Origin of the sequence: Marinobacter pelagius (genome assembly GCF_900114925.1) — a bacterium.
In the GTDB taxonomy this organism is placed as follows: Bacteria; Pseudomonadota; Gammaproteobacteria; order Pseudomonadales; family Oleiphilaceae; genus Marinobacter; species Marinobacter pelagius.
On record NZ_FOUR01000011.1, the window covers coordinates 29,199 to 41,257 of the forward strand.

Consider the following 12,059-nt stretch of genomic DNA (forward strand, 5'->3'; position numbering starts at 1 on the left):
TTACCGGCCTTTTCTCAGCAGCACCACATCCTTCACGGGAACTTCCAGCGCCCAGCCGTACTTCCGTGCCAGCCATTCGAAAGTAGCCTGCCGGTAGAACACCACATGGGTCGGGTCCCGGCGGTAGTGCCAGTTATCGAACCGCTCATCGTCAGTCTGGAAACAGGTCATGATACCCAGCCAGCCGCCGGGCCTGAGTAACCGGCCCAGCAGACTGAAAACCTCGGCCGGCTCGTAAAGATGCTCCACCACTTCGGTACAGGTAATGAAATCGTAGGATCGGTCCAGACTCGCCATGCCCGGGTGGAAGAAGGGATCGTAAAGCGCCATGGCAAAACCGGCCTCCTCCAGCATTCCGGCCAGGGCCGGGCCCGGCCCGCAGCCAAAATCCAGTCCCTCTGCCCCGGGTGGCAGTCGTTCCGTCAGCGGATCGGCCAGTTTCGAAAGAAATCGCAGGTAACCTGCGTCTTCCGGGTCGTTTTCATGGAGTTCGTAGATCTGCTTTTCTTCCCCTGCGGTCAGCCGGGATTGCGGCGCCATGATTGTCGCCAGGCAGGTGGGGCACCGCAGGTAGACCTGCTTGCCGATCTGCCGGAAAAATTCCGGATGGCCCTCGAGACAGACCGGGCAACGGGACAGTTCGGCGCTGGCCATGGTCAGTCCAGCCCCGCTGCAGACCGGAGCGCCTGATCGAACTCCCGGCGGTCGGGCTCAACCGCGCTGATCAGCTCGATCCGGGTGAGCTCACGGGGCTCGGACGGCGATACCGACAGCGCCCCATCCACCATGTTGATCGCCCGCCAGCCGTCCAGGGTATGCACCACGGCCTTGAATCTCACGATACGCTCATCCATGGCCAGGGCCATCAGCAGGTTTTCGTCGAACACCAGTTTCGGGTGAACCCGCCAGCCAAGACTGTAATGCCCCTGCCCCCGGTTACTGACCAGTTGCCAGGGTTCCTCTTCGATATCCGGCACCGGCGTCGCAGCCTTGCCATGGTGGTGATGGTGGGCGTGGGGATCGCTCACTTCCCGGGGCTCCGCCTTGCCATCCAGCCAGGAAGGTGACAGTTGCCCATGCCGGGTATGGAACACCTGCTGTTTGGCGGGCTTCAGGGCTGCGGCCCACTGATCGAAGTGCGCAAGCTGGGCGTCGGTACACAGGTCGGTCTTGTTGGCCACGAGAATATCGGCGGCGGCGACCTGGTCCCGGAACTGCACATTCTCCAGTACCCGCGGATCTTCCAGCTTGCGGGGATCGACCAGGGTAATCACCGGGCCGATCGCCAGGATGTCCCGGTAGTGCTCGCTGGTCAGGGTATCCAGAATCTGGGAAGGGTGGCCGAGCCCCGTCGGCTCTATCAGCAGCCGGTCCGGTCGGGCCTTGTGGATCAGCTGATTCAGGCCGATCTGCATGGGCAAACCCGCCACGCAACACATACACCCGCCCGGTATTTCCCTGACGAACGCCCCTTCGGTCTCCAGCAGCGCGCCATCGATGCCGACTTCACCAAATTCGTTGACCAGTACCGCCCAGGTTTCGTGTTCCGGCTTTTGCCGGAGCAGATCGAGAATGGCGGTGGTCTTGCCAACACCGAGGAAACCCAGGATCAGATTGGTTGGAATGGGGCGGGAAATGTCCGGCATCGGTTATGGGCCTCGAAATTGTTATAATATAACAACCTCGCTGCGGCGTTGACCAGCCTCGATTCACTTACCCACTTTCACCAGCCGGTCCAGCCGGAGCCGCTCGCGCTCGTCAAACAGCCGACGGCTGCCCCAGGACACCGCCATCAGGGCACCAAAACCGGTGCCGACTGTGATGATGAGCATCACCAGTATCTGATACTTCACCGCGACCGCGGGTGGACTGCCGGCGAGGATCTGGCCTGTCATCATGCCAGGCAGGCTGACGATGCCGGCGGCAGCCATGGCATTGATCGACGGCATCATGCCTCCCCGCATGGCATCCTTGCGGATATCCTCCACCGCCTGACGCCAGGTCTGCCCAAGCATCAGCCGGTTTTCGATGACCGCCCGCTGGTGCCAGACGGATTCGTTGAGGCGATCCAGGCTCAGGGCCACCCCGGTCATGGTGTTGCCCAGCATCATGCCCAGCAGGGGGATGGCGTATTGAGGGGCATACCAGGGCGATGGACCGATAATCACCGTCAGGGCCAGTACGGTGACGGCAAAGGAGGAGACAAACATCGCGCCGGTGCCGATCCCGAACGCCCAGATACCCCGCAGCCGCCGCTGCTGTCGAGCCATCACTTCCCTGCCCGCCACCAGCAGCATGACCGTGGCCAACAGGGCTATCCAGTACAGCCTGGCCGAGGCGAACAGCGCTTCCAGCACCAGCCCGATCAGGGCCAGCTGGATGCCGGTACGGGCACTGGCGATGAGCAGGCTGCGGGTGATACCCAGCCTGGCCCACAGGCTGACGCCGGCAAGCGCCAGCACCAGCAAGGCGGCCAGCCCCAGCTTCCACCAGGCAAGATCAATGACTTCCATTCACCCACTCCAGCTGCGACCCGCTGATGCGGTAGTGGTGGTTCGCGACCCGACGGATCTGCCCCTGATCATGGGCCACCCAGAGCACGGCCAGGTTCCGGCGCCGGATTTCATCCAGTAACCAGGCTTCCACGGCGGCCGTCATGTCTTCATCCAGGTTCGCCGTTGGCTCGTCCAGCAACAGTGCTTCCGGCGCCATTGCCAGCGCACGCCACAGGGCCAGGCGCTGGCGTTCACCGGAGGACAGCCGGCTCACCGCCCAGTCCATCACCCCGGGAGGAAAACCGAGGGCTTCGGGCATGGTGTGACGGGCATCCTCGGCGAAGTGGGCGCCGACCTCATCAAACCACCACTGGCTGTCCGCCGGAATCATCACCACCCGTTTGCGCCATTCGTGGGCCGGCAAGGAACCCTGTTCGGTATCATCGAGGTAGACCCGGCCGTCATGGGGTTCCAGATCGGCCACTGCCCGCAGCAAACGACTCTTGCCGCTTCCGGAGGCACCGGAGATGCACACCACCGCCCCGCTTCCAACCTGCAACGAGACTTCTTTCAAGGTGCCAACCGATACCGTGTCCAGGCGTAGCTCACTCAAATCCGGGGCTCCGGTGATCAGGGTTTGTGCTTGTTGCCGAGAAAGCGGCGCATCAGCCCCTCGGAAAGGAAAACATGTGCCAGGGCGGGATACGGCAGGTAATGCAGGAAAAGGGTTGCCAACACCACCGCATCAAAGCCCTCGCCCAGGAACAGCCAGGCTGCAAAGGCGGCAAACAAGGCCCCGAGGAAACCGCCATAGATCCAGAGCAGCCGGGATTTTTCCTCGGCCATGGGCATGCGTTCCAGCGCCCTGGCCACCGAAAAACCCATGTAGGCGGCAATGGCCGCGGCAATGATCAGCGAGGCCAGCAGGCCACTGAAACCGAGCAGGAACCGGCACAGGTAGTTGGCAAGAAAGAACAGGACAATGCCTGTGATCGCGACAATGGTAATCCGGGTCTTTTCCATGGAGCCCCTGAACTTGTTGTTTTAAAAGCGGATTGGCCAGCGGCCATAGTCGGCCAACAATATGGCAGAGACCGGCTTCGAGTACCAGCCACAACCGCCAACCGGGGCTATTCGCCCCGCCAGTTCACGCTGTAGAGATCGTGCCGGCGATCCTGCAGGTTCTTCACCGTTCCACTGTTCCGGGCAGTGATGAGGGTCTCCGGCCGCAGGTCTGCGAACGCCACCGTCTCGACATTGGGCTCGGTATCCGCCGCGATGCCGTCCCGGGCAAAGGGGAAGTCACAGGGGGTCAGGATGCAGCTCTGGCCGTACTGGATCTCCATATTCGGCACGTTGGGCAGGTTGCCAACGTTGCCCGACAACACCACGTAGACCTGGTTCTCCACGGCCCGTGCCTGGCAGCAGTAGCGAACCCGCAGGTAACTCTGACGTTCATCGGTGCAGAAAGGCACGAAAATGATGCTCACCCCCTGATCCACCAGGTGCCGGGCCAGTTCCGGGAACTCCGCGTCATAGCAGATCAGCACCCCGATGGTGCCGCAATCGGTTTCAATGGCATTCACGCGGTTGCCGCCACGCACATTCCACCAGTAGGCCTCATTGGGTGTCGGGTGAATCTTGGGCTGGGTGTATACCCGGCCATCCCGCAGGAACACATGGGCCATGTTCCGGATGGTGCCATCCTCTTCCCGTACCGGTGTCGAGCCCGCCACGATGTTGATGTTGTAGCGCAGCGCCAGATCCCGCATCAGCTCCCGGTAGCGTTCGGCGTAGTGGGTCACCGCCGAGAACGCCTCCGCCGGACTGCCGCCACGGGCCTCGATGGACAGCAACTGGAGGGTGAACAGCTCGGGAAAGACCACGAAATCGCCCTTGTAGGTGGAGACGACATCCACAAAGTAACGAACGATCTCGCTGAACTCATCGAACGAAGCCACCGGCCGCTGCTGGTACTGGACGGTGCCGATGCGCACGGTGTCCGGCATCCGGTGCCCGTATCGCTTGCGCTTTTCATCCTGGCCGCTCTGGGGAACCTTGGGATTGCGCCAGACCAGGTGAATGCCATAGCCCATGGAATCATGGTCGGCATCCAGGTAGTGGGGAATGATGTCGTGGATTTCGAAGCCCTGATGCATCTGGAACGACAGCACAGGGTCTTTCTGTTCCTTGTTACGGACGGCATCGACATAGGCCTCCACCGTACCGTATTTCTTCGGTTTCTGGCGCAGGGTAGGCAAACGCCCGGCAAACACCACGCCCTGGAGGTTCAGGGTCTGGCACAGGTTTTTTCGCTCGTTATAAAGACGCTCGCCTATCCGGTACCCGCGGCACTCCGGATCAACACACACCTCCATGCCGTAAAGCCAGTCGCCCTCCGGGTCATGGCGGGAGGCGTAACCATTGCCGGTGATCGACGTCCAGTCATGGCGGGCCAGGGCCACCTCGCCGGCAATCCGGAAAGTGGCGCAGTAGCCCACGACCTGGTCTCCCAGCATGGCGACAAACTGCCCCTCCGGAAAGGTATTGATCTGCCCGGTCAGCGGCCCCTTGGTGTAGCCGTACATGCCGGTACCCTCGTAGACCCGGCGGCTCAGTTCGATGATGCCGGGAATATCATCAAGGGTGGCGTTGCGAACAAAAAGGCGCTGGTCGGGATCGGAAAACGGTGGGCACATACATACCTCGAAGCAGGCGCGGAAATGCGCGGGGGCATGCACTCATATTTGGTCGGGCTGATCCGTTTCGTCAAGCGGTGGCTGCAGCGGGAAACGTTCGATCACGGTATATACCGATCCGCCGGCTCCCGGGGCGCTTCCGAACAGGACAAATTCCGTCACCGGAAGAACCCCGAACCGGTCCTGCCCGTGCTCTTCCAGCAGGCTCACAATCGAGGCGGCCTGCTTGCGGAACCGGGATACTGTGATATGTGGCCGGAACCCGCGGTGCTCGGTCTCGAACCCGGCAGCCGCCACCTGGGCGGACAGCTGACCATACAGCTCCGCCACCGGTGCCTCGGGGGAGACCCCGGCCCAGAGGTTCCGGGGGTGCTCCGGGCGGCCAAAGGCGCCCAAACCGGTCACTTCCACTTCGAAAGCAGGCATGGAAACCAGGGAAGCGACGTAGCTCAACGTATCCAGGTCCTCATCCTTTACGCTTCCGATAAAGACCAGGGTCATGTGCAGCTGATTACGGCTCTGCCATCGGGCTCCGTTGATCGGAGTCTTGAGCGCCAGCAAGCGCTTTTTGACCTCCGACGGGATTTCCACCCCGAAAAACACCCGGGGCACGGCTCAGTCCTCGTAGATCATCTTGCGGGTCATACCGCCGTCCACCACATAGTTCTGGCCGGTGATGAAGCCCGCTTCTTCGGAAATCAGGAAGGCCGCCAGGCTGGCAATATCCCGAGGCTCTCCCACCCGACCGGCAGGGTGCTGACGGTGATCGCTCTCCGACAGTGGCGGAGCCTTTTCCTCCATATCCTGCCACGCACGGGTGTCGATCCAGCCGGGGCTGATGCAGTTGACCCGAATCTCCGGCCCCAGGCTCATGGCGAGGGCATGGGTCAGGGCAACGATGCCGCCCTTGGTGGCGGCATAGGCCTCGGTGTCAGGCTCCGATTGCAGGGCCCGGGTGGAAGCGATGTTGACGACGGCACCGCCGTTCTTCCGGAGATGGGGCACCGCATGCTTGGTAACCAGGAACGGACCGGTCAGGTTTACATCCAGCCGACGCTGCCAGACAGCCAGGTCCAGCTCCTCAACGGGCCCGCTCTCCGGGCCGGCCAGCCCGGCGTTGTTGATCACCGCATCCAGTCGGCCGTGCCAGTCGGTCGCCGCGCGGATCATACCGGCAACCTCCGCTTCACTGGCCACATCGGCCTGGAAATACCGCACCTGGTCGCCTAGCCGCTCCTGCAACCACTCGCCCTGCTCCCGGTCAACATCGCAGAAGGCCACCTGCCAGCCGCGATCGGCCAGGAACTGCACCAGGCCACGACCAATTCCCCGGGCACCGCCGGTTACCAGGACCACTCGGGCTTCGTTTGTCACATTGACCTCCGCTTACCAGGGCAGCTCGTCGCCATTGCTGTGCCAGAACGAGCCGGTGTTATCCAGGTTCAGGTTGGCAATCCGATCCGCCAGCCCACGGGCCGATTCCTCGGGCGTGATCATCCCCCCGAAGTTCACCATGCGGGTCTTCACGTAACCGGGATGCAACTGGGCAACGGCAATACCCTTGGGCTTCAGGTCCACCGCCAGGGACTTGCCGAAAGCGTTCAGGGCCGCCTTGGAGGCGCGGTAACCATAACGGCCGCCGGAATCGTTGTCGGCAATGGAGCCCATGCGGCTGGTGATGTTGGCGATCTTGCCGCCCTCTTCAATCTGCGGAACCAGTGCCTCGGCCACCCGCAGCGGCGCGTAGGCGTTGATCTCCATCTGCTTTCGAATGGAATCGAAATCGATGCTGCCGAGCTGCTCGTCCTGCAGCAGGCCGGCATTGTTGATGAGCAGCCGGATCTTCTTGCCCGCCAGGGCCGATTTCAGTTTTTCGATGCCGGCGTCGGAGGTAACATCGACCCCGTCGATGACCTCGGAGGCGATTTCCGCCAGCTCATCGGAAGATTGCCGGCATACGCCGATCACGTCGCCGCCCTCACGGGCATAATGCCGTGCCAGTTCCAGGCCGATTCCCCGGTTGGCGCCGGTAATGACAACTACTCCGGATGCAGACATGATTCCTCCGTTTCACTATTGGATTCAATTGATTGGATCAGTAGATCTGGACAAGCAGCCACACTGTAACGATCAGTACCAGCAGAAACCAGCGGGCGTACTGGTCGGGCTTGTCTTCATCCGGGGATGAAGCGGTTATTGTGGAGCCCCCCTCCTCGTATTCCCGGATCAGCTCGCGGGCCCGGTAGAGGTCTTCATCATCCACGTGGACATTGCTGAAACCGGCCGCACCGATCTCACCCAGAGCGCCCTGCAGGTAATGGCCGCCAACGTGGGATTCGATACCATGGACCTCCAGGAACCCGGCTACAATGTGTGCTTCGGTAATGTCCCGGGCCCGATAGGCTATTTGCAAAGGCCTACTCCTTCTGTGACATTCAGGGGCAGCACCCGCCCGTTAACGCGGTTATGATTTCAGCATAGACCCACCCGCTCCAGGGAGCCATCAAGGATACGCAGTGGATATTATCTGGATTGTTCTGGCCATCGTGCTGCTCATCGTGGCCGCCACCTTTTTCCTGTTCAGGATTGAAGACCTGTCTCACCTCGACGACAGGGATTACCCGGTGCGGAAAAGCACCCCGAGCGAAGGTCATCAACAGGTTCTGGGTCAACTCCGGGAGCTGAGGGAAGCTGCCAAAGACCTCAAGGGCAAGGCCCGGCTGATGGCCCTGCGCCAGCACATGGACACACTCAGCGAGGGCATGGAGCTGGTATCGGAATTCCGGCACAACGAAGATCCGCGGGGCGAATGGGTGATTGCACCCGGCGTCGATACCCGCCGTCGTGTGCTCTATATCCACGGTGGGGCCTGGGCAGCGGGCAGCCCCAGGAGTCACCGGACCATTACCGACCGGTTCTCCAGGATAGCCAATGCTGCGGTTTTCGCCGTCGATTACCGGCTGATGCCGGAATACCGTTTCATGGATGGGGTACGGGATTGCCAAAGGGCCTACAGCTGGCTGCTGGACCACGGACCGGAAGGTCGGGAGCGCGCCAGCTTTGTCGTGGTGGCGGGAGATTCCGCCGGTGGCAGTCATACCCTGAGCCTGTTGGCCTGGGCGCGGGATAACGGACTCAGGCAGGCCGATGCGGCAGTTGCCCTGGCGCCCTCAACCGACCTGACCCTGACCGCCCCCAGCAACCGCAACAACATTCCTACCGACCCGTTACTGGGCCCGGTGTTTGGCGGCCTGGCCAAGATCCCGCTGCCAATTATCTGGTGGGGGACCCTGGCGGCCTTCCGGGTGTCACCGACCAACCCGGTCGCCTCTCCGCTGCGGGGCAGTCTCGCCAACCTCCCGCCAACCCTGATCCATGCCAGTGATACCGAAATGCTGCTGGATAACGCCCGGCGCTACGCGGCCAAGGCCCAGTCCGAAGGCTCCGTGGTGGAGCTCCACACCTGGCCAGGCATGGTGCATGTGTGGCACATTTTTGGCGACATGCTCCCGGAAGCCGAGGAAGCGTTCGAGGACATCCGGGAATTCCTGGCCGATGTCGAGGCCGGCAAGAGCGAATAGGTTGCCCCATGTGTGGACGCTTCACCTTTTACACCCCGCCGGAAACCCTGATTCTGGAGTATTTTCCGGAAGGACTCGAGGTGGACGGGCAGTTCGACCCGAGCTACAACATCACGCCCGGGGTGGGCATTCCCATGATCCGCATGACCATGAATGGCACCCTGATCATGGCCCACTCCCACTGGGGCTTCCGTCCGGTCTGGGCCGGCGAGAAAGCCCCCTCGCCCATCAACGCGCGGGCGGAATCCGTGGCCACCTCGAAATATTTCCGGGAAGCGTTTGCACACCACCGGTGCCTGGTCCCCGCCAACGGGTGGTATGAATGGATGGCAACGGAACACGGCAAGGAGCCCCACTACGTCACCCCCAAGGATCCGGACAAGGACCAGGCTATCTTTTTTGCGGGCGTGTGGACGCCGATGGAAGGCGATGAAACCACCGCCTGCGCCATTATCACCGAACCAGCCCACGACACTTTGAAACACATCCACGACCGGCAACCGGTGGTGCTTGATCCCGACTGCCTGCGGGACTGGCTGAACCCGGAGCTGAGCGAACGCTCGGCAGTCCGGGCGGCAACCCACCGGCTGCCCCCGGAGCGTCTTGAGGAATACGAAGTATCCCAGGCGGTCAACAATCCCCGCCACAACGACCCGGAACTTCTGAAGAGGGTAAAATAGACACGGATCGGCCGGCTATTTTCGCACCCACTTGTCACCGATCCGGACAAACTGGCCGGCGGGAGTCTTTTCCACTGCTTTCTTGCCGGCAACAGCCTCCACTTCGGCAACCGGAATATTGTGCTTCGCGGCAATGCGACTGTACTCCTGCCGCCGGGCCTCGTTGATGGCGTCAACGATCTCCCGGGCATTGCCGTCAGCCTTGACCACCGCCAGATAGCCTGTGGGGGTCTCGCCGACCAGCCCGGATTGCTTGGCAGTATCGAGCTGCTGCTTGGCCTCTTCGAGACTCATGGCAAGCGCGGGCAGACTCAGACACAGGGCCAGCACAAGCACGCCGAATTTACTGAACAATCTCATGATTCTCTCCCCGTTGAAGCGTCCACGACCATCAGAACAGGCCCTGGTCTTCGAACAACTCGTCCACTTCCTTATCAACTTTCACGTAGATCTCGTGCTGGATCTTGACGTTCAGGTTGACGGTGATGGGCTCCTTGGGCGCCGCCATCTGCACGGTTGGTGTGCAGGCTGCGGACAGCAGGGCAAAGGCGAGTATCACTGCCCCCTGTCGTAACCGGGCGGTGCCGGCGGATGTCCGGCTTTGCGCTTTCATAGATGTCCCCTTTGATTGTGGCCGGAACAGCGGGATCAGTTCTCCCCGTTACCGGCCTCACGCTTCTCCATCAATTTCCGGACTTTCTCCGTGACCGCTTCGTTCACCCGGCCGCTGAGCTGCAGGCTGGTCAACAGTGCCGGAATATCCTCCTGCAGGTTGATGTTCACCACAATCGGGTGACCATCCCGCACCTGCGGATTGCTGCCCTCGAGCCTGAGACCGAGGTTCAGGGTTCCTTCCTGATCATAGTCTATCGTGCTGTTCAGTACGGAATAGTTAAAGTTCTGAAGGGCCCGCACCACCAGATCCATGGTTTCGTTGTTCCGGGCCAGTGCCTGCAACCGGTCCGCGGGAAGTTTCAGGGTGCCTCCGGGTGCCACGGCCCTGATGTTGCCTCCGGCAACCCGCACACCTTCCCGGCTGATCACCAGCGGCACTTCACCCTGAAGCGTGCCACTGCCTGCCAGGCCCTCGGCTGGATAGACGGTCATCAGGCGGTCGACCTGTATGTCATTGAGCCACACAGGGACGGTCAGAGGCAGATCAGCCAGGCTCCACTCTCCCGGCTTGCCCCTGGCTTCTCCACCCAGAAATCCGGCGCGCCCCCGGACCAGAGAAATGGCTCCTTTCGTCAGCGCCTGCAGCGGTGCCCGGTAGCTGCCCGTTATAGAGACCGGCCCCAGAGGCACGCCAGGGTTGAGCTGTGCCAACTGAAGCTCCGAGGTACGGACTACCAGGGCATCTTCCATGGACAGTTCCAGTGTGCCATTCAGTCCGGTCCAGGCCATTCGATCCACAATACCGGACATCCCGCTGGCGATGATTTTGCCCTCAAGCGACTGCCCCGTGTCCGGAAGGCGAACGCTGGCGTTCGCAGAAAGACTCCCATCGCTGATCTCGATCCCGGCTGGCCATTGTTCCAGGGTTTCCGCCAGGATCCGACTGGCATTGCTGCCTTCCAGCTCTGCGCTGACAGTCACCCGTGGAGTTGCGCTGAAGGGCCAGCGGGCTTCGACGTCTAACGCCAGCCCAGCAGCTCCCTTCGCCGCGCCACGGATATCGACCCGGTTCAGATCCGCATCCAGCTCGCCTTCAAAGTTCCAGGACTGTGGTTTCAGATTGGCCTGCTGCAACATCCCGACATCAAGCGTCAGGGGGCCGACCAATCGCGCCTTCTCAAGGCTTCGGTTGCTCAGGCTGTACCCGGCTTCGAGCGTGCTACCACCTGGCCGCACTTCCACCTGTTCCAGACGGACTGTCTCGCCCCCATCCGGGCTAGCCACTCCATTCATCGTCAGGATTGAACCGGCCAGAACCTCCAGCCTGGCTGACGCCACACCCGCGGTTCCGGCCAGTCCGATACGCCCCTCGATGCCGTCGATGCGCCAGCCTCCAGGCTCGGAGTCCGGCAACGAGCCGTTGACCCAGAGTTCGGTCGTCTCCATACGCCACTGCTCCGGGTCCGGCGCCAGCTCAACGTAAAGGTTTCCGCGGATTTCGGTGTCGTCGGGCAGATCAACCCGTAGACTGCTCACTGAAATGGTGTCCGGAAGCCAGGTCGGCGACTGCTCGGGCAACAGCGATGGTTCCGCCCCCGATCCACCCGCTGCAGGCTCCGGCCATTCCGGTATATCAACGTCGAGCTGTTCAACCCGGACGCTGGCCAGCGAAAGAGTCTGCCAGTCCCAGCCCAGCACAAAACCCGAACCGTTTACCGCGAATGGCCGCGCCGGATCGGAACTGACCAGGGAGAAGCCATCGGCACGAATACCTTCCAGCGAGAGGTGCATTCCCTGCCAGTCGAACTGCTGGATCGCCTGGTTCGCCATCAACTGCTGCCAGGCGTCCCGGGCATAGACACCGGCACCGATTACCACCAGCAACAGAAGAGCGACGGCCGCGGCTAACCACCGGCCGATCCTGCTTGCCCTCGTGCGTTTTCCTGCTCCCACAGATTGCTTCCTGCCAACGTCAAACAAGCCGTAACC

15 protein-coding genes are annotated in these 12,059 nt (G+C 61.9%); 2 read left to right on the forward strand and 13 right to left on the reverse strand.

The features are described 5' to 3' along the window. The 10 genes from BM254_RS17105 to BM254_RS17150 all read right to left on the reverse strand — a co-directional run bounded on the left by BM254_RS17105 (window position 1) and on the right by BM254_RS17150 (window position 7,607). On the reverse strand, window positions 1–654 hold the full coding sequence (locus BM254_RS17105; protein WP_175497297.1) for a class I SAM-dependent methyltransferase: 654 nt from the start codon (window positions 652–654) through the stop codon (window positions 1–3). Between the two features lie 2 nt (window positions 655–656). Beyond that, a complete protein-coding gene (locus BM254_RS17110) occupies window positions 657–1,646 on the reverse strand; it encodes a CobW family GTP-binding protein (protein WP_175497298.1) in 990 nt (329 codons plus the stop codon). 63 nt (window positions 1,647–1,709) lie between these two features. After that, the gene (locus BM254_RS17115) at window positions 1,710–2,513 is read right to left on the reverse strand and encodes an ABC transporter permease (RefSeq protein ID WP_092006729.1); all 804 of its coding nucleotides are present in this window, start codon (window positions 2,511–2,513) and stop codon (window positions 1,710–1,712) included. Beyond that, window positions 2,500–3,108 (reverse strand): ABC transporter ATP-binding protein, encoded by a 609-nt coding sequence (locus tag BM254_RS17120; protein WP_092006732.1) that lies wholly within the window; start codon window positions 3,106–3,108, stop codon window positions 2,500–2,502. The genes BM254_RS17115 and BM254_RS17120 overlap by 14 nt, the downstream gene beginning before the upstream one ends. A 17-nt stretch (window positions 3,109–3,125) precedes the next feature. Next, a complete protein-coding gene (locus BM254_RS17125) occupies window positions 3,126–3,518 on the reverse strand; it encodes a hypothetical protein (RefSeq protein ID WP_092006735.1) in 393 nt (130 codons plus the stop codon). Window positions 3,519–3,625: 107 nt separating this feature from the next. After that, a complete protein-coding gene (locus BM254_RS17130; RefSeq protein ID WP_092006738.1) occupies window positions 3,626–5,194 on the reverse strand; it encodes a bifunctional GNAT family N-acetyltransferase/carbon-nitrogen hydrolase family protein in 1,569 nt (522 codons plus the stop codon). Between the two features lie 42 nt (window positions 5,195–5,236). Continuing rightward, a complete protein-coding gene (thpR, locus tag BM254_RS17135; RefSeq protein ID WP_092006741.1) occupies window positions 5,237–5,806 on the reverse strand; it encodes an RNA 2',3'-cyclic phosphodiesterase in 570 nt (189 codons plus the stop codon). Window positions 5,807–5,809: 3 nt separating this feature from the next. Next, complete coding sequence (locus tag BM254_RS17140) at window positions 5,810–6,568, reverse strand: SDR family oxidoreductase (RefSeq protein ID WP_092006744.1); 759 nt, start codon at window positions 6,566–6,568, stop codon at window positions 5,810–5,812. Window positions 6,569–6,580: 12 nt separating this feature from the next. Beyond that, window positions 6,581–7,252, reverse strand: a complete 672-nt coding sequence (locus BM254_RS17145; RefSeq protein ID WP_092006747.1) for an SDR family oxidoreductase — start codon at window positions 7,250–7,252, stop codon at window positions 6,581–6,583. A gap of 37 nt (window positions 7,253–7,289) precedes the next feature. Next, window positions 7,290–7,607, reverse strand: a complete 318-nt coding sequence (locus BM254_RS17150; RefSeq protein WP_092006750.1) for a putative signal transducing protein — start codon at window positions 7,605–7,607, stop codon at window positions 7,290–7,292. 109 nt (window positions 7,608–7,716) lie between these two features. Between BM254_RS17150 and BM254_RS17155 the strand changes: the two genes are divergently transcribed. Together BM254_RS17155 and BM254_RS17160 are read left to right on the forward strand one after the other, a co-directional pair. Next, window positions 7,717–8,775 carry an alpha/beta hydrolase gene (locus tag BM254_RS17155; RefSeq protein ID WP_092006884.1) on the forward strand — a complete coding sequence of 353 codons (1,059 nt, stop codon included), beginning with the start codon at window positions 7,717–7,719 and terminating at the stop codon, window positions 8,773–8,775. Window positions 8,776–8,783: 8 nt separating this feature from the next. Then, entirely contained in the window at window positions 8,784–9,455 is a 672-nt protein-coding gene (locus BM254_RS17160) for an SOS response-associated peptidase (protein WP_092006753.1), read from the forward strand. 15 nt (window positions 9,456–9,470) lie between these two features. On the opposite strand, the gene BM254_RS17165 is transcribed toward BM254_RS17160, so the two are convergent. From BM254_RS17165 to BM254_RS17175, 3 genes are read right to left on the reverse strand one after another with little or no spacing between them, the layout of a single operon-like run. Next, complete coding sequence (locus tag BM254_RS17165) at window positions 9,471–9,815, reverse strand: YdbL family probable chaperone protein (protein ID WP_092006756.1); 345 nt, start codon at window positions 9,813–9,815, stop codon at window positions 9,471–9,473. Window positions 9,816–9,846: 31 nt separating this feature from the next. After that, window positions 9,847–10,068, reverse strand: coding sequence for a YnbE family lipoprotein (locus BM254_RS17170; RefSeq protein WP_175497299.1), 222 nt, complete (start codon window positions 10,066–10,068; stop codon window positions 9,847–9,849). 35 nt (window positions 10,069–10,103) lie between these two features. Then, entirely contained in the window at window positions 10,104–12,023 is a 1,920-nt protein-coding gene (locus BM254_RS17175) for an intermembrane phospholipid transport YdbH family protein (protein ID WP_175497300.1), read from the reverse strand. Between the last annotated feature and the right edge of the window lie 36 nt (window positions 12,024–12,059).